Below are 24,738 nucleotides of genomic sequence, written 5' to 3' on the forward strand. Positions count from 1 at the left end.
ACAGGCTGGACAGTCGGCGCGATTTGCGGTGAAGTTCGTTTACCCCAAAACCCAGGAAGCGTATTGCGAAACATGATCGCTCGTTGTGTACCCGCGCTGCTCGCATTTGCGGTGATCGCGCCCGTAGAGGCCCAGATCCCGACCCCGCGCATGCGACCGGAGCCCGTGAATTTTTCCCAGCATCTTTCAGACGCCGATTTTGGCCTGTTCAGGCAAGGTCTTGATGCCGCCGAAGACGAAGACTGGTCGCTCGTGCGTGATGTGCGCGACCAGCTCACCGATCCGGCCAGCCGTAATATCATGTTGTGGCTGATCGCGCTCAATGATCCACGCGCCACTTTCCTCGAACTGGACCTCGCGCTCGGCGAACTGCAGGACTGGCCACGCGACAGCTTCATCCGCACCGAAGCCGAATCCAAGATTTCAGCTTCAGGCCTGTCTGCGCCCTTCATCGTCAGCTGGTTTGAAGACAATGCCCCGATTTCCGGACGTGGCCGTGTGGCCTTTGCCGAGGCGCTGATCGAAATGGGCCGTGTTGATGAGGGCGAGAGCCTGCTGCGCGAGACCTGGCGCGGTGGTCGCCTGCCGCTGCCGGAACAGCGCCGCGTCTATCAAACGCACCGCGACCGTTTCACCGAGGATGATCATCTCGCCCGTGTCGACTATCTGATCTGGTCGGGTCAGCGTACCGCCGCCCGGCGCGTCGTGCCTCTGCTGCAGGGTGGTGAGCGTAATGTGGCGGAAGCCCGCCTTCGCCTAGCCGGTCGCCAGAGTGGTGTGGACCGGGCCGTACAGCGCGTCCCCACCAGCATGATGAATGATCCAGGCCTGGTCTTTGAACGCGCCCGCTGGCGCCGCCGGTCCGGTCTGCGCGACAGTGTCCTGCCCCTGTTGCTGCAATTGCCGGACGAACACACCGACACCAATGCACTGGACCTGATGTGGACCGAGCGCAAGCTGATGATCCTGACGCTCATCCGCGACGAGGACTATCAGACCGCCTACGAATTGGCCCGTGCCCACGGCATGGAACGCGGTGCCGATTTTGCCGATGCGGAATTCCTCGCGGGCTGGCTGGCCCTGGTGCACCTGGACGACGCACAGGCCGCAATGGCGCACTTCACCACGCTGCGCAACAATGTCTCCACCACCGTGTCGGTCTCCCGCGCCGCCTACTGGATGGCCCGCGCTGCAGACGCACTCGGAGATCCAAACCTCGCGGCCCAGTATTATGCCGAGGCTGGTACACACTCGACCGCCTACTACGGTCAGCTGGCAATCGCCCAGATCTCCGGCGATGAAGCGGTGCTGGCGTTCGAAGCCGATCCGGAACCGTCCGATGAGACACGTGTACGGTTCGAAAATCGCTCCATGATCCAGGCGATGCGTCGCCTTGGCGAACAGGGTGAGGATTATTACTACCGGCTGTTCAGCTATCGCGCTGATGATCTGCTGACCGATCCTGAAGAAGCTGTTTTGTTGGCGGCTTTGGCGAATGAGTATCTTTATGTCCGCCAGTCGGTGCGCGCTGCCAAAGCCGCCCGTCAGCGCGGGATTGTGCTACCGCAGAGCGCCTATCCAACCATTGATCTGCCAAGCGAAACTTCGGGCGACCAGCCCAATCCGGAAGTCGTGCACTCCGTCATCCGCCAGGAAACCGAGTTCTCGCAACACGCTGTCAGTGGCGCCGGTGCCCGCGGCATGATGCAGATGATGCCCGCCACGGCCCGCCAGACTGCCCGCTCAATCGGCGAAGGATATCGCCGCAACTGGCTGACCGATGATCTGGAATACAATCTGACCCTGGGCATGCACCACCTCAACGAGGTACTCGAGGATTATGACGGTTCCTATGTCATGGCCCTCGCCGCCTACAATGCTGGCGGACATCGTGTGCGCCGCTGGGTTGAGGATTATGGCGACCCACGTGATCCCGATGTCGATCCGATCGACTGGGTGGAAAGCATTCCCTTCTCCGAAACCCGCAATTATGTGATGCGCGTGATCGAGAACATGCAGGTCTACCGGACCCGTCTTGCTGATGACACGGCCACGCCGCTGATGATCGAGCACGATCTGAGAGCCGGCACACCTGAGTAACAAGAAAGCCCCCGGACTTCCGGGGGCTTTTTCGTTATGCCATCAATCCGTACCGGTCAGCCGGACTTCTTCCATCGTTTCCATGTCCAGCCGGATAAGGTCATACCCATTACCCTCATTGCGGCCGAACACCATGAAACGTCCGTCCGGCGAAATAGCCGGCGAGCTGTCGATATTCACGCGCACGCCCCGCGAGACCGTTTCGCCTCCGGCCAGGTCGCGCCGGTGCAGGATATAGTTGGGCCCGTCCTGGACACCCCAGTAGAGCTGCTGCCCATCCGGGGAAAGTGTCGCTGAAACATCATCGCCGGCACCATGGGTCAGCCGGTGTACCGATTGCTCGGACACATCATACATCATCACATCGAGACTGCCGCCCTCGCCATTATCGCGGGTGAACAGGAAACGTGTCTCCGACACCCAGCGCGACCACATCCCGCCCTCAATGATCAGGCGCGTTGAACCGCTTGCCGGGTCGTAGGCCAGGATGTCGGACTGGAACTCCTCCTGGTCGCGGTTTTGGGCGTAGACGATTTCACCGCTGTCAGAGATTGCGCCACCCAGATTGAACACGCTGGTATCGCTGAGCAATTCCACATCACCGCCCGTACGGCCGACGTGATAGACCGACCAGCGCCGGTCCCGGGTGGAGATAAAGACGATGTCCTGGCTGCCATGCCCGACACCGGGCCAGCGATCCATGTAACGACTGTCGGTGATCTGCCGCAGGATGTTTCCATCCAGGTCCATTTCATAGATACCGCCACGCTCGCCATCATGACGATGGAACAGCAGCGTGCCTTCCGGCGTGAAAACCGCACCGTTTTCCAGCTCCGCCTGGCTCTCTTGCGTCGTGAACACGAACACTCCGGCAAGTGCAAGCACACCGGCTGCCGCGCCCAGCAATCGGGATTTGAGGGTCATATTTGGTCCTTCTCGTCAAACTCTGCGCGAGAAGTAACCGGGCCGTGGCCCGGCGACACCGGACGCCGGGACGAACAGCCTGTTTTCAAGGATGAGTACGGCTTGAGGCGCTAAACCCGTTCCAGGGCCCGGGCAAACATCGCCGGGTCGACATTCCCACCGGAGAGGACCGCACAGGCTGTGCGCCCCTTTACATCAGCCTTGCCGGAAAGAATCGAGGCGAGTGCCACGGCACCGCCCGGTTCGACCACGACCTTGAGATGACGCCAGGCAAAGGCCATTGCGTCGAGCACTTCTTCATCCGTCACAGCGTAGCCGCCGGACAGCTGTCGCTTGTTCAACGACCACGTCAGCTTGCCATGGGTCGGGGTTATGACTGCGTCGCAGATGGATCCGGTAAGCTTCTTGTTGACGACATGCTCACCCGTCTCGAAAGTCAGCTTCATATCGTCGAAATCAACGGGTTCCGCGGCCCAGACCTCGGTCTCGGAATTCATTGACTTGGCAGCCAGGCCAACACCCGCAATCAAGCCACCGCCTCCGGCACAACACACGATCTTGTCGATCTCCTGACCGAAACCACGCGCCTGGGACATCAATTCACGGCCAAGCGTGCCCTGGCCAGCGATGATGTACTTGTTCTCGAAAGGCGGAACGAGCGTCCGGCCTTCATCATCGGCAATCCGGGCGGCGATCTCCTCCCGGATTTCGGTGGCACGATCGTAAAACACCACGCTGCCACCCCAGAAATGCACACCCTCGACTTTTGCTTTGGGCGCGTCGTTGGGCATGATGATGGTCGCATTGGAGCCCATCAGACGGGCTGCAGCGGAAACCCCCTGGGCATGATTTCCGGAGGAATATGCCACCACGCCCCGCTTGAGTTCCGCCTCACCCAGGCGAGAGATACGGTTATAGGCGCCGCGGAATTTGAAACTTCCGGTGCGCTGGAGGCATTCAGGCTTTACGAAAACCCGACCGCCCACACGTTCATCCAGGACATCGCTGCGCAACAAGGGCGTTTCAACCGCCACGCCTTTTACACGGTCCGCTGCATCCTCGATATCGGCAAACGCGGGAACATCATTCTGATCAAAAGCCATACTGCACTCCACTCGAATCTGCCCCGGCGCACTGGCAGAAATGCTTAAGCAATATATTCTCCTTGCGCAAAGGGATTGCGCCGCGGGCGCGGAAGGCCTTTGATACAGAAAAGAGTAAAACGTCCAACCGGTTGTTCGAAGGGGAGATTGAGAACGATGCGCGCACACATGATGGATTGTCCGCTGATGATTTCGGACATTCTTGTCCACGCCGCCAAATGCCATGGCGATACCGAAATTGTTACGCGTCTGCCGGAAAGCGGCGAAACCCACCGCCAAGGTTATGCTGCCACCCATGAAAGAACCAAACAGCTGGCCAATGCGCTGCTGACTGATCTGGGCATCCAGGACGGTGATGTCGTCTCGACGATCGCCTGGAACTCCCATCGCCATTTCGAGCTCTATTACGCCATCTCCGGCGTCGGCGCCGTAGTGCACACGGTCAATCCGCGCCTCGACCCGAAACAGCTTATCTGGATGCTGGCGCACGCTGAATCCAAGGCCGTCTTCTTCGACATCCAGTTCGCCCCGCTGATCGACGGCATTGCCGCGCATTGCCCGGGCGTGAAGAACTGGATCTTGATGACCGACAGCGCTCACAAGGGTGCGGTCAAGACAGAATGCCTGACCTATGAAGAACTGATCGGCGCCCATTCCAGTGACTACACCTGGCCGGTCTTCGACGAGAACAAGGCCGCTGGCCTGTGTTACACCTCGGGCACGACGGGTGACCCCAAGGGAGCACTCTACTCCCACCGTTCGAACGTCCTCCACGCGCTGACTACCTCGGCGGCAGACGTGATCGGTGTCGGTGCACGTGGCACGCTGTTGCCGGTCGTACCGATGTTCCACGTCAATGCCTGGGGCATTCCCTACGCCGCGCCAATGAACGGTGCCAAGCTGGTTATGCCGGGTCCGCTGCTGGACGGGCCAAACCTGCACAAGATGATCGAGGAAGAAAAAGTCAATTACGTCGCCGGCGTACCCACGGTCTGGCTCGGACTTCTCAACCATCTCGAGCAGAACAATTTGCGTATCGACGGTGTCGAGCGCGTACTCATCGGCGGCTCTGCCCTGCCCGAAGCCCTGCTGCGGGCCTATGAGGACAAGTATGGCGTCACCATGCAGCAAGGCTGGGGCATGACCGAGATGAGCCCGCTGGGAACGGTCAACGCCGCGCTTCCCAAGCATGACGGCCTGAGCCGCGAGGAAGAGATCAAGATCAAGCTGAAACAGGGGCGGCTCGTCTTTGGTGTCGGCATGCGTATTGTTGACGATGAAGGCAAGGAACTGCCTTGGGACGGCCAGTCCTCCGGTCACGTCCAGGTCCGTGGTCCATGGATCGTTTCGTCCTATTTCAAGGGTGCGGGCGCCGAGGCCTTTACCGATGATGGCTGGTTCAAAACCGGTGATGTGGCACATCTCGATGGCGATGGTTTCATGACCATCACCGACCGCTCCAAGGACGTTATCAAGACCGGGGGCGAATGGATCTCCTCCATTGACCTGGAAAACGCCGCCATGGGCCATCCGGACGTGGAGATGGCGGCCGCCGTCGGCATGCCGCACCCTAAATGGCAGGAACGCCCCTTGCTGGTCGTCCAGGCCAAGGAAGGCGCTCCCAGGGACGCGGACAGCATCATCGAGTATCTGCGCGGAGAAGTTCCGAAATGGTGGTTGCCCGATGCGGTCGAGTTTATCGACGCTATGCCGATCGGCGCGACCGGCAAGATGCTCAAGACCAAGCTGCGCGAGATTTACGCGGATTACGACTTTCCGACAGTAGATGCGTAACACGTGCTGATATCAAACGAGAAAGCCCCGGTCGGACCGGGGCTTTTTTGTAGGTGTCAGCTGTCGGTCAACCAGGCCAGGGCGGCCTCTTCACTCGAAAAGGCCCGGATGTCGAACCCCACCGCCTTGAGAACCCGGGTAACTCCCATCCAGGCATCATCGGGCTGATCAACATCGCGCAGCATGGCAATGCGCTCGAGCACGCCAACAACATCCGCGCCAAACTCCGCAAGGTCCACCAATTGGTTCTCTGAGAAAGAACCATTGGCATGACGCGCCTCGACCAGGACACGCAACACCCCGCAAGTTTGCGCAAGATGAGCGACTTCCCTCATCCGGTTCTTAATGTCCTCGATCTCGCTGACATAGGATTCCACGACATGGATATAGTCGCCACGTAAAACCGAGAAGCCTTCTACGCTGACTGAGGGTTCCGACATTCCGGATATCCATTCGAATCTGTTCGTGCAAATTCTAGCAAAATCTCGGTCGAGCACGGAATAATCTGATCCGGCGGAATTTGGGGGGACAAACGCATGCACGTTCCCCTATCCGTCCCCCTTGCGAGCGCCGGGGTCGACTCGTATCTTCATATCGTAATTCGATAAGACCTGAACGGGTCGCTCAGAGGAAGAAATGGAAATCTATTACATGGGAGCTGAAGCTGCGATTGTTGGACTGATCCTCGGATTTTTGCCGACGCTTATCGCCCTGCTGCGCGGACACGACAATACGTTCGCCATCTTCCTGACCAATCTGCTTCTGGGCTGGACCGGCATCGGTTGGATCATTGCCCTGATCTGGTCTTTCACAGCCATCCGCAGACGCGTGCGGACATAGTCGACGATCTTACCCCTCCCCAAGTCGACACATAAAAACAAGAATACGCGTCTCCTTCCCCAAGAGAAACGCCCGGGTATCCTCACACCCGGGCGTTTTGCTGTTATCCTGCCACTTAAGACCGGAGGACAGGATGAGCACCGGCACCAAACCAAGCCCGCTGGACAGCATGATCGCCAACATGCCGGAGAAGACCGGCAAGAGCCTGGAGGAATGGGTCGGGCTGCTTGGGCCTGTCGGGACACGCAAACATGGCGAGTTGATGAAAGTGCTCAAAGGCGATCACGGGCTCAGCCATGGTTATGCCAATCTGGTCGCGCACACGGCCCGTGACAGCATGCCCTCTAACGACAAGCCGGACGATCCGGTCGCAACGCAATATGCCGGCAAGGAAGCACTGAAACCGGTCTACGACGCGCTCATTGCTGCCGTCAGCGCCTTTGGCGGCGATGTCGAGATCGCGCCCAAGAAAGCCTATGTCAGCCTGCGCCGGGCCAAACAGTTCGCCCTGATCCAGCCCACGACCAAGTCCCGCGTGGATGTCGGTATCAAGCTCAAGGATGTCGAGCCTGGCGACCGGCTGGAAGCCTCGGGCAGTTTCAATTCCATGGTTACACATCGCGTTCGCACGGCGAATGTGCATGACATCGACGACGAGCTGAAAGCCTGGCTGAAGACAGCCTATGACTCGGCGGGCTAGCTTTAGGACGCCTTGCGGTTGTGCGTATCCGGCGTGCCCTGAGCATCCGATTTTGCATGAGCGACACCTTCCAGCGTCCCGCGTAATTCCTCGACATTGATCGGCTTTCCAAGCGCGCCATCCATGCCGCACTCCAGGTATTGCGCGACCTGTTCGCGCATCAGATTGGCCGTGAGCGCATGGATCGGAACCGGTTTCGCATCCGAATTGCTTTCCAGTTGCCTGATAGCCCGTGTCGCTTCGAGGCCGCTCATTTCCGGCATCATCACATCCATCAGGATTACATCGAAGGATTCCTCGCGGAACATCTCAACAGCTTCGCGACCATTCTCGGCAAAGGCTGGCTCCACCCCCATGGGTTTGAGCAATGCGCCCAGCACAATGCGGTTGGTCGCATTGTCCTCGGCCGCCAGAACGCGAAGCGAGGCGAGAGAGACCTGCTGCCCACTCTCCGACGTATCATCGCCGGCCAGCGCAGGGGCCTCGGCAGCTTGGAGAGCCAATTCGACCCGGAAAACAGAACCGCGGCCATTCTCGCTTCGAACCGAGATCTCCCCCCCCATTTTCTCGACGAGGTTTTTGCAGATTGCCAATCCCAGCCCGGTACCGCCGAACTTGCGGGCCGTGGTAACCTCGCCCTGCTGAAAAGGTTTGAACAGGCGGGCCTGAACCTCCTCCGACATGCCGATCCCGCTGTCCTCGACCTCGAAAACCAATGGTGTCATGCCATCATCGCGCACTTCACCAAACTCGACTCGTAATTCGACACCGCCGAACTGAGTAAATTTGATCGCGTTGAAAACCAGGTTAGACAGGATTTGGCGCAGGCGAGTTTCGTCACCCATGAACCAGCCCCGGGCCGGAGATGAGACATAGTGGAGGCCTTTTTCAACGGCTTTCACGTGAAAAAGACCGGATGCTCCCTTTATCAGCGCGGCCAGATCAAAGGCGCGATTTTCCAGCTCGAGCTCACCCGCCTCGACCTTGGAGTAGTCGAGAACGTCGTTGAGAATGGTTAGCAAACCTTGTCCACTGTCGATAACGATGCTCAGCGCTTCGCGCTGTTCCGGTGCCAGTTCCGTGCCCGCAAGGAAATCGGCCATGCCCAGCACGCCATTGAGCGGCGTACGGATTTCATGGCTGACAGTGGCCAAAAACTGGGTCTTTGCCTCGTTGGCCGCTTCGGCCTGCCGAGATTTGGCCTTGAGCTCTTTCGAGATGCGCTGGGCATCCTCGAGCAATTGCTGATGTATCACACTGATCAGATGAGTATCCAGGGTGCTGTCTGTCGGTGCAAAGTCACTAAAGACAAGCATCTGTCCGCCGACCTTGCCATCAGCAGTGGGGATATGCCCTACGAGCAGGTGCAGGAGGCCATCCTGGACCTTGACCAGCCCGCGCAGACGTAGATCCGAATTGAAGAGCGATTGCAGTATGATGGACTGCTTGCAGCCAATCAGTTCGGCCACATCGTGTATGCGCGGCCGTTCGAACTTGAAAGCATCCAGAAACTTTCTCCCGACCAAACCCTCTCCGAGATGGCGCACAAGCGACGGCCCCGCAGCCTCGATCAGCCCTTCAGGTGTTACAGCCAAGCGAGCTGGATACAACTCATCTAACAGCTCCTTGTTTAATTCAAGCGCCATGATCCACCTCAGGCTACCTTGGCGGCTCGTCGATCAACTGTGAATGCAACATGATCTTCTCGGACGTCAAAACTGACGTCGCCCTCATCGTCAAAGCGTTCTAGAAGGCCTTCGAGAAGGCCCTTCACGAACATTTCCAGCCCGCTGCGCGAAGAGCGATATTCAACTTCCAGCCGCTGCGCATCGCTATGCACCACGATGAAAGACGGCATGTCCGCGTCCGGCATGGTCGACTTGATACTGGTATGCATGCGATCAAGATTGTTGAGCAGGCTTTCCAAGTCGTTGCCGGCCATCTCCATGACCGATCGGTAACTGGTAGAGGCTGCGAACTCGATCCAGTACCTGCCAAACGCGGTCAGCAGGTCCCCGATCGGCATCCCGGTGACGCCCTGTATGGCACCGATCAGGGCAAAGGTTACATCATCGGTGTAGGTCTGAGCACTGATGAAATGCTCTTCATCCAGACCAGATTTCTCAAGAATTACCGACCATGTCTCTGCATCCGCGACCGTGTGAACCATTTCGCGCGCGGCCTGGTGGATCATCCCATACATCTATACCCCCCTCATTGGATGACAAAAGGTTTCACGAAGATACAAACTAGCTGTTAACGGCGTCAGATCCAGCTTGAGATGTCGTCGAGCGATTTCTTGATCAGGGCGTGCTCTGGCACGGTCGCATCAGCAGTCGGATATCCGGCGACGATCAGCATGTAGGCCTTTTCATCACCGGGACGGTCGCAGACCTCGTTGAGAAAGCGCATCGGATTAGGCGTGTGGGTCAGCGTCACCAGCCCCGCCTGGTGCAGGGCTGCCAGCATGAAGCCGCAGGCGATGCCGACACTTTCGTTGATGTAGTAGTTCTTGCGCTTTTCCTCGACCGTCACACCACCGCGTTTCTGGGCGAAGATGGCGATGATCACGGGCGCATGTTCCAGGAAGGGTTTGTCCGCATCGGTTCCCAGCGGCGAAAGCGCGTCCAGCCATTCATCACCCGCCTTGCCGGCATAAAAGGCCCGCTCCTCCTCCTCGGCGGCTTCGCGCAAAGCCTTGCGCTTGCCAGGATCCTCGATGACGGAGAAATGCCAGGGCTGGTGGTTGGCGCCCGACGGCGCAGACCCCGCCGCCTTGATGGCTTCCTCGACAATACGGCGATCAACCGGCCGCTCGTCAAAATCACGCACCGTGCGGCGACGCTTGAGGTCTTCGGTAAACGTCGTCACCCGGGAGAGCATCTCCTCGGCCGGGTATTCAACATAGTTTTCAAGCGGAACGCGTTTTTCAGAACTCATATCAGCCCCAGTCCAGCACGACCTTACCGGACTTGCCGGAACGCATGGCGTCGAACCCCTTCTGGAACTCGTCGGCGGCATAGTGGTGGGTGATGATGCGGGACACATCCAGACCGCTCTCCAGCATGGCGATCATCTTGTACCAGGTCTCGAACATCTCTCGGCCATAGATGCCTTCAAGACGAATGGCCTTGAGCACCAGCTTGCCGAAATCAACCGGGATCGGCTTGGAGGGCAGGCCGAGCATGGCGATCTTGCCGCCCATGATCATCTTGTCGAGCATGGTGTCGAAAGCCTGTGGCGCGCCGGACATTTCCAGGCCGACATCGAAACCCTCGGTCATTTTCAGCTCGTGCATGACATCGCTAAGATCTTCCTTGGAGACGTCCACGGTGCGGATATTCGGGGCGACCTGGCCAGCCAGGTGCAGGCGATGGGTATTGATGTCTGTCAGCACGACATGACGCGCGCCGACATGGCGTGCAATTGCGGCCGCCATGATACCGATCGGACCGGCACCAGTGATCAGCACATCCTCGCCGATCAGATCAAACTTCAGCGCGGTGTGAACGGCATTGCCCAGCGGATCGAGAATGGACCCAAGCTCGTCCGTTACCGCGTCCGGCAGTGGCACGACATTGAAGGCCGGCAGGCAGAGATATTCAGCAAAAGCGCCCGGCGCGTTGACGCCGATACCTCGGGTTTCCGGGTCCAGATGGAAACGCCCTGCCCGCACGGCACGCGACGCATCGCCCACGACATGCCCTTCGCCAGAGACACGCTGGCCGATTTTGACTCGGGTGACATTGCCGCCGATATCGACGATCTCACCGGCATATTCATGACCGACGACCATGGGAGTGGGAACGTTTTTCGCCGCCCAGTCATCCCAGTTATAGATGTGGATGTCGGTTCCGCAGATCGCCGTCTTGCGGATCTTGATCAGGACATCATCCGGGCCGATCTGCGGCTCGGGAACATCCTCCATCCACATACCTTCTTCAGGCTTCGCCTTCACCAGCGCTTTCATCATCGCCCTCCGCGGATTCGTCTTTGGCGCGAAGATACATCACCGCAGCGACAGGGAAAGTCAGCATGAAGGGCACAAGCAGTTGATTGGCCCAGTTGAACACGGCCGGATCCGCGCCGGAGAAATAGCTCGCGCCCACGCCAAACGCCGCCAGCGCGGGAAAAACAGCCAGAAGCCGCCGCCGCGCCAGTGCCATGATCATCGCGAGTACCGCCGCATATCCCGCGATTGCCCCCCATTTGATCCAGGTATGCCCCCACATCGCATCGAGCCGTTCAGTTGGATCTGCTCCTGCGTCAAGATCGGCAAGAATGCGATTGGCGACCTCGTTCTCCGCCCAGTCCGCGCCGATGGTTGCCGCCGCAAGAGCCAGGCCCAGCCAAGCCAGTTTCACACCGCGCATTCCGAGTGCAAAGAAGAATGCGATTGCCATGCCGCCATAGGCGAGCGGGAACCATCGGTCCAGGGCCTGCAAATGCATCAGATGTTCGCGCAGCGGCGCGTTTTCGCTGCCCGCGATGAAGGCAAGGTCTCCAATTGAAGTTGCGAAATAGAGCGCAAACAGTGGACGCTGGTATCCGTTGAGATCCGCTTCCGCCTGCATGGGGCCTGGCTGCCCTATGAGGCCGGCAAAACCCAGTATCACCACCGTCAGCACGATGGTCAGAAACAACGCGATGCGCACCATGATCTCTCTCCCCTTCAACAGTAAACGAGGCTTTCACACCGCTCAGGCCCTGGCAAGCGCGCCGCGAGGACAGTCGACAACTTATCCCCACCCTGCCCGGCGCGTGCATAATGCGCTGACTGATCCTTGCTCGCGGTGCACAGCGGACGGGTTCAGGGTGGCGCTGACGGGGTAGATCAAACCCGTCTTAATTGGCTTCACCGGGTTGCGTACGGTCCGCCTGGACACCCGCATTTCCCACCAATGCATATCATCACACCGTCCTTGCGGACCGTCGCAGTGCCCACACACCCTGCCTCAACAAAAAGAGCGGCTCCGACTGGAACCGCTCCTACAGGCGTGCGTGGCTGGATCTACTGGGCGACGTGTCGCGTCGCTTCCAGGATCGGCAGGCCCGCCTCGGTCGGGATATAGATCACATCCTGACCATTCTCGCCCAGCGACTGGATCCACAGATAACGCAGATATCCTTCCGGACCGCCAAGCCCCTCGGCCACGATGGCGTTGGCTTCCGCCACACCATGTGCGCGGGCAATCTCGGCCTGGGCATTGAGCTCCTCGGCTTCCAGCCGGGCCTGGGCCTCGAGAACGGCAATACGGCGGTTCTGTTCGGCGCGGACCAGCTCGGCCCGTCCGGCCAGTTCCTGCTGCCAGACGCCGTATTGCGGCAATCCCCACAGCGCACCACCCAGCAAGGCAATGCCCATCACTCCCAAACTCACTATCGAACCGATTTTCATACAGCTCTCCTGTCAACGCGAAGGAGATTACCTTCGCAATGACAACAGCTTAACCTGACATCGAACACGAAAAAGAGGGATTGGATACGCCCCAATCCGGGGTATCCAATCCCTCCGTCACGAGCACCCAGTGGGTTACTGGCCTAGCCCTCGTTGTGGGACACAGGCGGGAAGATGCGGGCGAGCGGGCCTTCGCTCGGGAATGGTGCCAGCAGGATGGACCGGACCGGGTTCCAGGCCGCCCCCAGGACGACGACAATGCCACCCAGGACCAGCATGGTCACGGCGATCGTGGCGCCCTCACCCATTCCGGATTCATTGACGATGACGCTGATCGAGACGCCGGCCGTCAGCAGTCCGGAGACGATCAGGGCACGGCGATTGATCAGCAGCGAGATGATGGCGAAGATACCGATCACCGTCAGCGCCGTCGCAGCGACCGTTGCCGAGGAGACATTGTCCTCGCTCATCGCCGAGAAGATGAAGATCTGCTGGGGGTTCATGACTTCAACCATGTCCAGCGAGAAACCGGCCTGGGTTACGGTGAGAACCGCAAACAGCATGGCCGGAGCCGCAAAGAAGTGCAGCCAGAAGGCGGTACCGGACAGCCGCGTCTGACGCTGCGGATCACGGGCATCAAACAGGATACCAGCCACCAGCAGGGTCGTCGCAGCCAGCAGCAAGAGGCCCGGCAGGTAGAGGATGGCGTAGTACGGGAAGACCGCAACAATCACCATCGCCGCCGTGAAGACCAGACCGGCGCCAACCAGGCCACCGGTAAACGGCAGGCGGAAGGCCAGGTAATAGGCGACCATCGGCAACAGGCCGATCATGGCGTAGACAATCGGGGCGAAACGCACGACCGGGTTGAGATTTTCAATGACGGCACTGACCGCGGCAAAGCTGAACTGATCTCCGCTGATCTGGAACTCCCCGCCTTCCTGCATCAGCTGGGCAATGCCCACGCCATTGATGAGGTAGTCGGTATAGAGCCATCCGAGCACACCACTGGTCGTGATGCCGAATGTCGCGGCCAGGACGATGCCGGGCAGGATGCGGCGCTGACGGCCGACCAGCAGCGCGGACAAGAGCCAGGCGACCAGGGCGACGCCCGCAAACAGGCCAAGGCGCGCATAGACCAGGCTCTGGCCCTCGCCGAAATCATAGGTGTCCAGCACCTGGGCGATGCCCATATTCATGCCGACGAGCAAAATCACGACACCGATGGTCGTGAATATGTCGTGGAAATTATTGAGGAATGGCAGCATTTCGTCCTGTGGACGGGCATTGCTGGTGGTTGTCGTGCTCATTATCGCTTCTCCCCCCTGTTGATCGGGATAACCCTGTGATGCCCCCCGGCACGGATTTGGATGCAAAAACATCCGGCACGCGAGTTTACCGGGCGAAATCTAGCGGGAGTCCAGGGTTTGGGCAGCGGGAACGATAAGGGCAGTGTCCCGCATCTAGTCCGAACGGCTCGGCGGACGCACAAAATAGGTCACAGGACGGACATCCGGTGTTTGCACCACCAGACCGGCCTCGCGGGCCTGGGACACGGCGGTCCGGGAACTCTCACTCAGCGCATACTCGTCGATCGCCAGGTCACCAAGCGCGGGAAAACGCGAAAGATTTCCAGTCTCCTCCAGCGCATTACCATCCAGCATCAGCCATTCCAGAGCCGGAAGCCCCTCCAGGGCCGCAATCGAACAGATCTGGTTGTCGGACAAAAAGAGCACTGAGAGCGTGTCCATGCCCGACAGGCCGGACACATCACGAAGCGCATTGCCGCGCAGATCCAGCCGGATCAGGTTTCCCAGCCCCTCAAGCGGAGCAGTGTCTTCCAGTGCCAATCCCTGGAGCGTCAGGCTTTCCAGCGTATCGAGCTCTGCCAGAGCTGAAAGATCGCGGATCTGCGTGTGATCAATGTTCAGCTGACGAAGACGCAACAGGCCGGCAACCGGTGAGAGATCATCAATGGGATTGTCATGCACAATCAGGTGCACAAGCCCCTCGAGCTCCCTCGCCCATTCAAGCGTCTCGATACCATTCTCGCCGATCCACACCCCCGCCATGGCCGGGATGCTCGCCAGCACGGACCAGTCCGACTGTCCGACATCGCGCGCATTGATCACCCGCAGCGACGGGTGCGCCCGCAAGGGCTCCAGCGAGGCGATCGGATTATAGCCAAAGGTGACCACGACAAGACTGTCCATCCGGGCCAGCGGGCCCAGGTCCGACACGTTATTGCCGAGAAAATTCAGACGCGTCAGCGCGCCAAGACCGGACAGCGGCGCCAGGTCGACAATCTCATTGTTGGAGACATCCAGCTGCTCAAGCCCGGAGAACCGCTCAATCCCGTCAAGACTGCGCAAACCGCTTCCGGCCAGCGACAATTGGGTCAGCTGCGGCCAGTCGGCTTCGGCAAGCTCGGGATGGCGCTCGCGCACCAGATCGGGAAGCGACTGGGCATTTGCGCCGGCAGGAAACAGAGACAGAAAAACAACCAGGATCAGGCGCAACATAACATCACTCCCCAACACGCCCGGCAGAGCTGTTCTAGGCGGATCGAGACACATTGCCCAGCTGAAAGCGATCACATCTCGTTGAGCGTTTCATCAGCACGACAGGCAAGCGCAACGGCTCGCGTTTCGGAAACGTCGATGGACCAGTGTTCGTGTCCAGTATCAGCCCGCCCCTGGACCCGGAACTCAGTGGCGCTCTCGTTGAAGTAAACGTCATTGATTTGCAGCCGAGAGGACAGCTCTGGCCCAATCGGGAGCCCTGTGGAGCTTTCCCGAAACTGCAGAACATCGTGTTGATCCTGCGTGATAAACACTCCCGATACAGGTGTCGACCATGCATTAATAACGGGATCTGTTGCGCCTCCAAGGCGGTAGACGACATCTCCCGTTTCCAGATCCATCACAGTCGCTGCCTCGCCTCCGTGCCTGAAGAGTAGCAATCGGGCATTCAGCATTGGAACCGGATCAAAAAACCTGTGCGACATTGCGACAGGATCACCAAGTGCCGCTCCTGAATTCATATCAAAGACCTGCGCTCGAAAGCGACCTGGTGAATCATCCTGATCGGTCTCGGATTCCATTATCTCCGGGTACTCATGCACCTCCCAGCCAAGCAGAATTCGCTCCCGATTTGGCGAAATGAAGACCTCGAACATCTCGCCCGGGCTCGCGATTTCCACTCCCAACGGAGTTGCTGAAGACAAGCTCCACAAAAGCCAGAAATCCTCCTTGTCCTGTGTGCGGAGCACAAGGAAGAGATCGCCCACTCGACCAACGTTGTCGCGGCCGACGAAGAAGACTGAAAACTTGTCGATCTCGTCTGCAAGCAAAGTTTCAGTGCCTGGCACCAGCTCACCTGATTGGAGGTCCCATATCCGTATAGGTTCGATCGGGCCGTAGTCAGGTTCAGATTCAGTGAGCAAGAAACGGCCGGACGGATCAAAAGTGAAACGGGCAAAACGGTGATACTTGCCAAGTGTGCGGACAAGCTCGCCGGTCTCCGCATTCCAGAGCTGGATGCCGAAGGGGTTGGCCGTTGTGACTAGTCGGGTACCGTCTGGAGAAAAAGCAGCGAACAGGAAGCCTTTCTCAACACCATCTCCAGCGCTTCCCGCTGGAGCGATTTCTGGCTGTACAAAATTCGCGACGATCTCGCCATCGATCAAGCGGCGGATGCGGACCAAATTGCTCGAATTGGGACCAGCGTCGTCCGCTGTCTCGACCAGGGCGAGTAGCCCATCCTGCTCCCAGTCGAGACTGAACTGCCTGGCCCCGGAGACTTGAAAGGCCCGCTCACCTGTCTGCGTATTCCATACGCTGGTGCCGCCTGCCAACCGGTTGCGAGTCTGGGAAATGGCAAACCGTCCGTCATCGGAGACACTCCCCATTTCGATGGCACTAGCTCCCTCAAAGCGGTGCACAACCTCCCCAGTTTCTACATCCCAATACTCCAAGCCTTCGCCGGTGTAGAACAGCGCTAGGCTGCGACTTAGGTAAAGGGGGCGAGCTCTATCAATATCTCGCCACTCCGGGTCGAAAACATCGGGCCAGGTCGAGGGATACCGCACAAGCCGCCGCGTCGCGTCGGTGAGTTGCGCGGCGAGCATGTCGTGAACTTCCGCGCGACAGGCCTTCGGCGTCTCGCGCGGTGCGCGGTTTACGACCCAGGCACCGGAGACGCTCACCGTCACAATCACAAGCGCTCCAGCAGCAAAAATCCAATCGTGTGCTTTCATAACCTGCCCTCGAACGGATTTTCCGCCTGTGTATACAGGCTAGATCACACCCAGTTCCTTGCCCACTTTGGTAAAGGCTGCAACTGCACGGTCGATCATCTCCGGGGTGTGAGCAGCAGACATCTGCGTGCGGATACGCGCCTGGCCCTTGGGCACAACCGGATAGAAGAAGCCGATCACATAGACGCCCTCCTCCATCAGCTTGCTCGCCATCTGCTGGGACAGGGCGGCATCGCCCAGCATCACCGGAATGATCGGGTGTTCGCCCGGCAGCAGGTCAAAACCGGCGGCGCTCATGCCGGCACGGAAACGCTTGGCATTGTCGAACAGGCGAGCACGCAGATCATCACCCTCATTGACCATGTCCAGCGCCTTGAGCGATGCGCCGACAATGGACGGGGCCAGCGAGTTGGAGAAGAGATAAGGCCGTGAACGCTGGCGCAGCATGTCGATGACTTCCTTGCGACCAGCGGTGAAACCGCCCATCGCACCACCCAGCGCCTTGCCCAGCGTCCCGGTGACGATGTCGATCTTGCCAAACACTCCGCAATGTTCCGGCGTGCCGCGGCCTTTCGCGCCCATGAAACCGTGGGCGTGACAATCATCGACCATGGTCAGCGCGTCGTACTTTTCTGCCAGCGCGACGATCTCGGGAAGCTTGGCGATATAGCCATCCATCGAGAACACACCATCGGTGACGATCAGGATGTGACGGCAGCCATCGACACGCGCCTGTTTGAGCTGGTCTTCCAGCGCATTAATGTCGGAATTGGCATAACGATAGCGCTTGGCCTTGCACAGGCGCACACCGTCAATGATGGACGCATGGTTCAGCGCGTCGGAAATGATCGCGTCTTCCGGTCCCAGCAGCGGTTCAAACACGCCGCCATTGGCGTCGAAAGCCGCGGCATAGAGGATCGCATCCTCGCAGCCGGTAAATTCGGCAATCTTGGCCTCGAGCTGTTTGTGAATGTCCTGGGTACCACAGATAAAGCGCACTGATGCCACGCCGAAACCGTGCGTATCCAGCGTTGCCTTGGCTGCGTCGATCAGCTCCGGGCGATTGGCGAGGCCGAGATAGTTGTTGGCGCAGAAATTGATGACATGACTGTCCTCACCATCCTGGTTCACATCAATCTCGGAGAACTGTTCCGAGGTGATGATGCGCTCGCGCTTGTAGAGACCATCGGCCTCGATCTGCTTGAGTTCACCGCTGAGGAAATCATAAAAGCCAGACGACATTGCGCGCTCCAAATCAGATGCTTGCCGCCTATCTAATTCGACGCGCGAGGATTGTCATCCCGCTTGACTTTACCCGGCAGTCAGGCCGCAATCTGCCCTTCTCGCCTCACCTCCGGACCGCCCATGCTCAAACCCTTTCGCGCCGTCGTCTTCGACATGGACGGCACCCTCCTGGACACGGAAAACCTCTACCTTATCGCCATGAAACAGGCGGCAAGCGAATTCGGGCACGTAATGACCGATGCCCTGCACCGCTCCCAGGTCGGTGTGCCCAACGCCCAGTGCCGCGATATCATGCTGGACGCGCTGGGCACGGACTTCCCCTTTGAGGCCTACAACACCCGCATGCACGCCATTCTCGACGTACACATGGCCGATGCTGTGCCGGTTAAACCGGGGGTCTACGAGATGATGGATGCACTGGATGCGCGCGGCATCGCCGCGGCCGTCGCCACCTCGACCAGCCGCCCGGCGGCGCCTGAGCGTCTGGAGCGTGCTGGATTGCTGGACCGACTGCAAACCCTGGTGACCCGCTGTGATGTCAGCGAAGGCAAACCGCATCCTGAACCATTTCTGTTGGCCGCCAGCCAGCTCGGTGTGCATCCGCGCGATTGCCTCGCCCTGGAAGACAGTTTCACCGGCGTCCGCGCCGCCCACGCTGCGGGCATGCAAACCGTAATGATCCCGGACCTGATTGAGCCGGTCGCCGAGATCGAGGCCTTGTGCCAGGCGGTGATGGAGGATTTGCACGCGGTGAGAGAGGCGGCGTTTGGAGCAGGGTGATCCTCCCCACCGGGGAGGTGGCTGCGCCGTAGCCTTGGCGAAGGCGGAGACGGAGGGGCCGGAGGACGAAGTCCGTAGGTCAGCTCGCTATCGCTCGCCCCCTTCGCCTCCACTTTGTTCCGGCACTTCCCCTGAGGGGAAGATAATGGGCCTTGAATGTCCTGCCAGCCAGTCCGCCGTATGGGGTTTAAGGATGGTTGGGGGAGCACCCCGCTTATCCACTCACGTTTTCATCCCGGATACTTTCTTCTTCCCCAATTTCGGGGGAAGTGGCCGCGAAGCGGTCGAAGGGGGTCGTGGCGCTCCCCCCACCGGCCTCGCTACGCTCACCCACCTCCCCCAAGATGGGGTAGGAAAAACGCTAGACGCTCGGCAAATCCAGCCCCTGCTCGCGCGCGCAATCCTTCGCGATCTCGTATCCTGCATCGGCATGGCGCATCACGCCAGTGCCGGGATCGTTCCACAGCACACGGCCAACACGCTCCGCCGCCTCGTCGGTGCCGTCGGCCATGACGACCTGGCCGGAGTGGATGGAATAGCCCATGCCGACGCCGCCGCCATGGTGCAGCGAAACCCAGGTCGCGCCGGAGGCTGTATTGAGCAGGGCGTTGAGCAGAGGCCAGTCGGCGACGGCGTCGGAGCCGTCCATCATGGATTCGGTTTCACGATTGGGACTGGCCACGGAGCCACTGTCCAGGTGATCGCGGCCGATGACGACGGGCGCTGACAGTTCACCGTTCTTGACCATCTCGTTGAAGGCCAGGCCCAGCTTGTGGCGCTCGCCCAGACCAACCCAGCAAATACGCGCCGGCAGGCCCTGGAAATGGATACGCTCCTTGGCCATGTCGAGCCAGCGGTGCAGGTGCGGATTGTCCGGGATCAGCTCCTTCACCTTGGCGTCGGTCTTGTAGATATCCTCCGGGTCACCGGACAGCGCGGCCCAGCGGAAGGGACCAATGCCCCGGCAGAAGAGCGGGCGGATATAGGCGGGTACAAAGCCCGGGAAATCAAACGCGTCCTCGACGCCCTCATCCTGGGCCATCTGGCGGATATTGTTTCCGTAATCGAGCGTCGGGATGCCCTGTTTCCAGAAATCGAGCATGGCACGCACATGGAGCGCCATGGATTTCTTGGCAGCAACCGATACCGCGTCGGGATCACTTTCGCGCTTGGCTTCCCATTCCGCCAGCGTCCAGCCCAGCGGCAGATAGCCATTGACCGGGTCATGGGCCGAGGTCTGGTCGGTGACCATGTCCGGGCGCTCGCCGCGCTTGACCAGTTCCGGGAACACCTCAGCTGCATTGCCCAGCAGACCGACCGAGATCGCCTCACCCTTGGCACAGGCGTCCTTGATCATGGCCAGAGCCTCGTCGAGATCACTGGCCTGCTTGTCCAGATATCCTGTGCGCAGACGCATCTCGATCCGGCTCGGCTGACATTCCACGGCCAGCATGCAGGCACCGGCCATCGTCGCCGCGAGCGGCTGCGCCCCGCCCATGCCGCCCAGTCCACCGGTCAGGATCCACTTGCCGGTCAGATCGCCATTGTAATGCTGACGCCCGGCCTCCACGAAGGTCTCGTAGGTTCCCTGCACAATGCCTTGAGAGCCGATATAGATCCACGATCCCGCCGTCATCTGGCCGTACATCATCAGGCCTTTCTGATCGAGCTCGCGGAAATGCTCCCAGGTCGCCCAGTTCGGCACCAGGTTGGAATTGGCCAGCAGTACGCGCGGCGCATCCTTGTGGGTGCGGAACACGCCGACCGGCTTGCCGGACTGGACCAGCAGGGTCTCGTCTTCCTTGAGGCGCTTCAGCGTGGAGACGATGCGATCGAAACTCTCCCAGTCGCGCGCGGCACGGCCGATACCGCCGTAGACAACCAGCTCTTCCGGCTTTTCCGCGACATCCGGGTCGAGATTGTTCATCAGCATGCGCAGCGGCGCTTCCGCAGCCCAGTTGAGAGCGTCCAGCTCGGGGCCGGTCTTGGCGCGAATGACGCGGGCATTGTCGATACGGGTGTGGCTCATGACTAGTCTCCGGCGTGAAGGCGGGCCGCCGCGTCAAGCGCGGCCTGGATGATGGATTTCAGGACGGGGCGCAGGCGCTCGGCCTTGCCCGCGTCGAATGTGTAGGGCGCGCCCTCGGCCATGTAGGCAATCTGGGCGATCTCCATTTGCAGGGCATGCACATTGTGTTTTGGCTGGCCATAATGGCGGGTGATCCAGCCGCCCTTGAACCGGCCATTGGAAATCGTCTCGTAGTCGCCGGTTGCCGCCATGGCGGCTTCGGCGGCGGCCTGGATCTCCGGCGCGCAGGACTGGCCGCTATTCGTACCCAGATTGAGATCGGGCAAACGCCCCTCGAACAGGCGCGGTACGACGCTGGCAATGGAATGGGCATCCCACAGAACTGCATAACCATGACGGGACCGGGCATCGGCCAGGAGTTCAGCTAACGCATTGTGATAGGGTTCGAAATATTCTTGTCGGCGTGTCTCTATCTCGGGCCCATCGGGCTCCATGCCATCGCAATAGATCGGCGAACCATCAAAGAGTGTCGTCGGCACAAGCCCGGTGGTCGCCTGGCCGGGATAGAGTGACTGGCCCGACGGGTCGCGATTGAGATCAACCACATAACGCGAATAACTTGCGCGGATCACCGACGCCCCCATGGGCTCTATGAAGTCGTAAAGCTGGGGGATATGCCAGTCCGTGTCCGGGATGCCATATGCCTCATCCGTGATAACCTTCTCCCAGTCATCGTGGATCATCTCGTACGCGAGCTCCGTGCCGGAGTGCGGCATGGAAACAACCAGAGGGCTCTCGCCGCGCGTCAGCGAATAGACATCCATTACGCCACGCCCGGCAGATCCAGGTCCGCCACCAGCTCGCCCGAGGCGATCAGCGCCGAGGCTGCATTGATGTCATCAGCGAAATAGCGGTCATCGCTATAGGCAGGCACATCCCGGCGCAGGCGGGATTTGGCGGTCTCCAGCTTGGCCGATGATTTCAGCGGTGCGTGGAAATCCGCGCCCTGCGCGCCGCACAACAGCTCCACCGCCACCACATCACGCAGGTTCTGCGTCATCTGCAGCAGGCGATAGGCACCGTGCGTCGCCATGGAGACATGGTCTTCCTGGTTGGCACTGGTCGGGATCGAGTCGACGGAGGCCGGATAGGCTTTCTGCTTGTTTTCGCTGACCAGGGCTGCCGCCGTGACATGCGCGATCATGAAACCGGAATTGATGCCCGGATTGGGCGTCAGGAAAGCCGGCAGGCCGGAGACCGCCGGGTCTGTCAGCAGCGCCACGCGACGTTCGGAGATAGAGCCGATTTCACACACCGCCATGGCGATCTGGTCGGCGGCGAACGCCACCGGTTCGGCGTGGAAATTGCCGCCGGAAATCGCGTCGCCCTCTTTTGAGAAGACGAGCGGATTGTCCGTGACGGCATTAGCTTCGGTCTGAAGGGTTTCACCGGCCTGGCGAAGAATACCCAGCACCGCCCCCATGACCTGGGGCTGGCAGCGCAGGCAGTACGGATCCTGGATTTTCTCACAGCCGGTATGGCTGTCGAGGATCTGCGACCCCTCGAGCAGGCCGCGCAAGGCCGCAGCCGCATCGATCTGGCCCTGATGACCGCGCAGCGCATGGATACGCTCATCGAACGGTGCGATCGAGCCCTTGGCCGCGTCGACCGAGAGAGCACCGGACAGCAGCGTGTTCCGGTAGGCGTTCTCGGCTTCAAACAGACCTGCCAGCGCCAGTGCCGTTGAACACTGCGTGCCGTTGAGCAAGGCCAGGCCCTCTTTTGGTCCCAGCTGAACCGGTTCGAGACCGGCCTTGGCCAATGCCTCGGCAGCAGGCAATCGTTCGCCCTTGCAGAAAGCCTCACCGGAACCAATCAGCGCGGCGGACATATGGGCCAGCGGCGCAAGGTCGCCGGATGCACCAACCGAACCGCGCGCCGGAACAACCGGCAGGACATCCGCCTTCAGCATGGCTTCCAGCGCCTTGACCGTCGACCAGCGAATGCCCGAAGCACCACGCGACAGGCTGGAAATCTTCAGACTCATCAACAGGCGTGTGACATCGCGGCCCAGCGGTTCGCCTACTCCGGCGGCGTGGGAGAGGACGAGGCGTTCCTGCAGGACGGCCAGCTCATCATCGGCGATACGCGTCTGGGCGAGTTTGCCGAAACCGGTATTGAGACCATAGACCGCGCGACCGGAGGCGATAAGGTCTTCCACCGTCTTCGCCGACGCATCGACACCCTGTTTGGCAAAATCCGACAGCGCGACACCGCCACCGCGATAGATCTCGCGCCAGTCTGCCAGCGCCATCTGGCCCGGTTGGATAAGAACCGCCATTACACCCACTCTCCTTCAAGGATGCGACCATGCAGCGGTCGCCGTCCGATCCATTGTACCAGCTCTGCCGGGCGTTCGATGTCCCATACAGCCAGATCCGCGATCTTGCCGGTTTCAATGGTGCCCAGCTTGTCCTGCAGCCCCAGGGCCCGGGCCGCTTCCCGCGTCATGCCGGCCACAGCCTCCTCGACCGTGAAGCCGAACAGCGTGCAGGCCATGTTGGCCGCCGTCAGCAGCGAGACCATGGGCGAAGAGCCCGGATTGCTGTCGGTGGACACCGCCATGGGAATGCCCAGCTCGCGCATGCGCGCCACCGGCGGTTTCTGTGTCTCACGGATCGAGTAGAAAGCGCCGGGCAGGATAACGGCAACGGTTCCGGCGTTCGCCATCGCCTGCAGCCCCTCCTCGCTCGTGTATTCAACGTGATCAGCCGAGAGGCCGCCGAACTCTGCCACAAGGCGTGCGCCGCCTGTGTCGGACAGCTGGTCCGCATGAAGTTTGACCGGCAGGCCTGCGGCCTTGGCTGCGATGAACAGCCGACGGGTTTCCTCCGGCGAAAAGGCAATGCCCTCGCAATAAGCATCCACCGCATCGGCCAGCCCCTCCTGGGCGGCCTGGCGCACCAGCGGAATACAGACCTCGTCGATATAGGCGCCAGACCGACCCTGGTATTCCCGGGGGATTGAATGCGCGGCCAGAAGCGTCGGCGAAACCCGCATGCCCGAAGCGATCCCCGCCCCACGCGCAGCCTTCAGCATGGTCAGCTCGCTGTCGATGGTCAGGCCATAGCCCGACTTGATCTCGACCGTGCCGACGCCCTCCTCGGCCAGCGCTTCCAGACGGCGCAGGGCCGCGGCAGCGAGCTGGGCGGAATTCGCCTGGCGGGTGGCTTCCACTGTTTTCGCGATGCCGCCTCCGGATTTGGCGATCTCGGCATAACTCTCACCGGCGAGGCGGCGCTCGTATTCATCCGATCGATCACCCGCAAACACCAGGTGGGTGTGGCAATCAATCAGCGCCGGTGTGACCCAGCGCCCTTCCAGCGAGTGTGCGTTTTCAAACGCCGTGGGCGCATCACGTCGCTCGCCCACCCAGGAGATCGTATTGCCGGAGATAGCGATGGCACCGTCCTCGATAACGCCATAGGGCGTATCACCGGGAACCATGCTAGCGATGCGGGCGTCTGTAATGAGTGTATCGATGCGCATACGGTTTCAGCGTGTTGG

At 60.2% G+C, this 24,738-nt stretch carries 22 protein-coding genes; 5 read left to right on the top strand and 17 right to left on the bottom strand.

Annotation, left to right across the window (positions count from 1 at the left end; genetic code table 11):
* Positions 1-72: 72 nt before the first annotated feature.
* Positions 73-2,100 carry a lytic transglycosylase domain-containing protein gene (locus JJ889_RS12540; protein ID WP_291895591.1) on the top strand — a complete coding sequence of 676 codons (2,028 nt, stop codon included), beginning with the start codon at positions 73-75 and terminating at the stop codon, positions 2,098-2,100.
* 42 nt (positions 2,101-2,142) lie between these two features.
* On the opposite strand, the gene JJ889_RS12545 is transcribed toward JJ889_RS12540, so the two are convergent.
* Both JJ889_RS12545 and JJ889_RS12550 read right to left on the bottom strand, forming a co-directional pair.
* Complete coding sequence (locus JJ889_RS12545) at positions 2,143-3,024, bottom strand: hypothetical protein (protein ID WP_291895593.1); 882 nt, start codon at positions 3,022-3,024, stop codon at positions 2,143-2,145.
* A gap of 110 nt (positions 3,025-3,134) precedes the next feature.
* Positions 3,135-4,127: a threonine/serine dehydratase gene (locus JJ889_RS12550; RefSeq protein ID WP_291895595.1), complete on the bottom strand. Its 993-nt coding sequence runs from the start codon at positions 4,125-4,127 to the stop codon at positions 3,135-3,137.
* Positions 4,128-4,283: 156 nt separating this feature from the next.
* Here JJ889_RS12550 and JJ889_RS12555 point away from each other — a divergent pair, with 156 nt between their 5' ends.
* Positions 4,284-5,921 (top strand): long-chain-fatty-acid--CoA ligase, encoded by a 1,638-nt coding sequence (locus JJ889_RS12555; RefSeq protein ID WP_291895597.1) that lies wholly within the window; start codon positions 4,284-4,286, stop codon positions 5,919-5,921.
* A 56-nt stretch (positions 5,922-5,977) separates the two neighbouring features.
* Here JJ889_RS12555 and JJ889_RS12560 read toward each other — a convergent pair whose 3' ends face one another.
* On the bottom strand, positions 5,978-6,361 hold the full coding sequence (locus tag JJ889_RS12560; RefSeq protein WP_291895599.1) for an STAS/SEC14 domain-containing protein: 384 nt from the start codon (positions 6,359-6,361) through the stop codon (positions 5,978-5,980).
* Positions 6,362-6,557: 196 nt separating this feature from the next.
* Between JJ889_RS12560 and JJ889_RS12565 the strand changes: the two genes are divergently transcribed.
* Together JJ889_RS12565 and JJ889_RS12570 are read left to right on the top strand one after the other, a co-directional pair.
* Complete coding sequence (locus tag JJ889_RS12565; protein ID WP_291895601.1) at positions 6,558-6,761, top strand: superinfection immunity protein; 204 nt, start codon at positions 6,558-6,560, stop codon at positions 6,759-6,761.
* 133 nt (positions 6,762-6,894) lie between these two features.
* Complete coding sequence (locus JJ889_RS12570; RefSeq protein ID WP_291895603.1) at positions 6,895-7,461, top strand: DUF4287 domain-containing protein; 567 nt, start codon at positions 6,895-6,897, stop codon at positions 7,459-7,461.
* Between the two features lie 2 nt (positions 7,462-7,463).
* On the opposite strand, the gene JJ889_RS12575 is transcribed toward JJ889_RS12570, so the two are convergent.
* The 10 genes from JJ889_RS12575 to kbl form a co-directional block, all read right to left on the bottom strand.
* The gene (locus JJ889_RS12575) at positions 7,464-8,930 is read right to left on the bottom strand and encodes an ATP-binding protein (protein WP_291895605.1); all 1,467 of its coding nucleotides are present in this window, start codon (positions 8,928-8,930) and stop codon (positions 7,464-7,466) included.
* A gap of 185 nt (positions 8,931-9,115) precedes the next feature.
* Positions 9,116-9,664, bottom strand: coding sequence for a heme NO-binding domain-containing protein (locus JJ889_RS12580; RefSeq protein WP_291895606.1), 549 nt, complete (start codon positions 9,662-9,664; stop codon positions 9,116-9,118).
* Between the two features lie 62 nt (positions 9,665-9,726).
* Positions 9,727-10,401, bottom strand: coding sequence for a nitroreductase family protein (locus JJ889_RS12585; protein WP_291895608.1), 675 nt, complete (start codon positions 10,399-10,401; stop codon positions 9,727-9,729).
* Position 10,402: 1 nt separating this feature from the next.
* Complete coding sequence (gene tdh / locus JJ889_RS12590) at positions 10,403-11,431, bottom strand: L-threonine 3-dehydrogenase (protein WP_291895611.1); 1,029 nt, start codon at positions 11,429-11,431, stop codon at positions 10,403-10,405.
* Positions 11,403-12,119 (bottom strand): hypothetical protein, encoded by a 717-nt coding sequence (locus JJ889_RS12595; protein WP_291895613.1) that lies wholly within the window; start codon positions 12,117-12,119, stop codon positions 11,403-11,405. Before JJ889_RS12595 ends, tdh begins: the two co-directional genes overlap by 29 nt.
* A gap of 353 nt (positions 12,120-12,472) precedes the next feature.
* Positions 12,473-12,859 carry a hypothetical protein gene (locus JJ889_RS12600; protein ID WP_291895615.1) on the bottom strand — a complete coding sequence of 129 codons (387 nt, stop codon included), beginning with the start codon at positions 12,857-12,859 and terminating at the stop codon, positions 12,473-12,475.
* A gap of 143 nt (positions 12,860-13,002) precedes the next feature.
* A complete protein-coding gene (locus JJ889_RS12605; RefSeq protein ID WP_291895617.1) occupies positions 13,003-14,169 on the bottom strand; it encodes a hypothetical protein in 1,167 nt (388 codons plus the stop codon).
* A gap of 153 nt (positions 14,170-14,322) precedes the next feature.
* The gene (locus JJ889_RS12610) at positions 14,323-15,381 is read right to left on the bottom strand and encodes a leucine-rich repeat domain-containing protein (protein ID WP_291895618.1); all 1,059 of its coding nucleotides are present in this window, start codon (positions 15,379-15,381) and stop codon (positions 14,323-14,325) included.
* Positions 15,382-15,452: 71 nt separating this feature from the next.
* Positions 15,453-17,117 (bottom strand): hypothetical protein, encoded by a 1,665-nt coding sequence (locus tag JJ889_RS12615; RefSeq protein ID WP_291895634.1) that lies wholly within the window; start codon positions 17,115-17,117, stop codon positions 15,453-15,455.
* 39 nt (positions 17,118-17,156) lie between these two features.
* Positions 17,157-18,359 (bottom strand): glycine C-acetyltransferase, encoded by a 1,203-nt coding sequence (gene kbl, locus JJ889_RS12620; RefSeq protein ID WP_291895635.1) that lies wholly within the window; start codon positions 18,357-18,359, stop codon positions 17,157-17,159.
* Positions 18,360-18,482: 123 nt separating this feature from the next.
* Between kbl and JJ889_RS12625 the strand changes: the two genes are divergently transcribed.
* Complete coding sequence (locus tag JJ889_RS12625) at positions 18,483-19,142, top strand: HAD family phosphatase (RefSeq protein ID WP_291895638.1); 660 nt, start codon at positions 18,483-18,485, stop codon at positions 19,140-19,142.
* 361 nt (positions 19,143-19,503) lie between these two features.
* Here JJ889_RS12625 and hutU read toward each other — a convergent pair whose 3' ends face one another.
* From hutU to hutI, 4 genes are read right to left on the bottom strand one after another with little or no spacing between them, the layout of a single operon-like run.
* Positions 19,504-21,171 carry a urocanate hydratase gene (gene hutU, locus JJ889_RS12630; protein WP_291895640.1) on the bottom strand — a complete coding sequence of 556 codons (1,668 nt, stop codon included), beginning with the start codon at positions 21,169-21,171 and terminating at the stop codon, positions 19,504-19,506.
* Between the two features lie 2 nt (positions 21,172-21,173).
* Positions 21,174-21,995 (bottom strand): N-formylglutamate deformylase, encoded by an 822-nt coding sequence (hutG, locus tag JJ889_RS12635; protein ID WP_291895642.1) that lies wholly within the window; start codon positions 21,993-21,995, stop codon positions 21,174-21,176.
* Positions 21,995-23,512, bottom strand: coding sequence for a histidine ammonia-lyase (gene hutH, locus JJ889_RS12640; RefSeq protein ID WP_291895643.1), 1,518 nt, complete (start codon positions 23,510-23,512; stop codon positions 21,995-21,997). Before hutH ends, hutG begins: the two co-directional genes overlap by 1 nt.
* Positions 23,512-24,720 (bottom strand): imidazolonepropionase, encoded by a 1,209-nt coding sequence (hutI, locus tag JJ889_RS12645; protein ID WP_291895645.1) that lies wholly within the window; start codon positions 24,718-24,720, stop codon positions 23,512-23,514. Before hutI ends, hutH begins: the two co-directional genes overlap by 1 nt.
* Positions 24,721-24,738 lie beyond the last annotated feature (18 nt).

Origin of the sequence: Maricaulis sp., from assembly GCF_017643475.1 — a bacterium.
Classification (GTDB): domain Bacteria; phylum Pseudomonadota; class Alphaproteobacteria; order Caulobacterales; family Maricaulaceae; genus Maricaulis.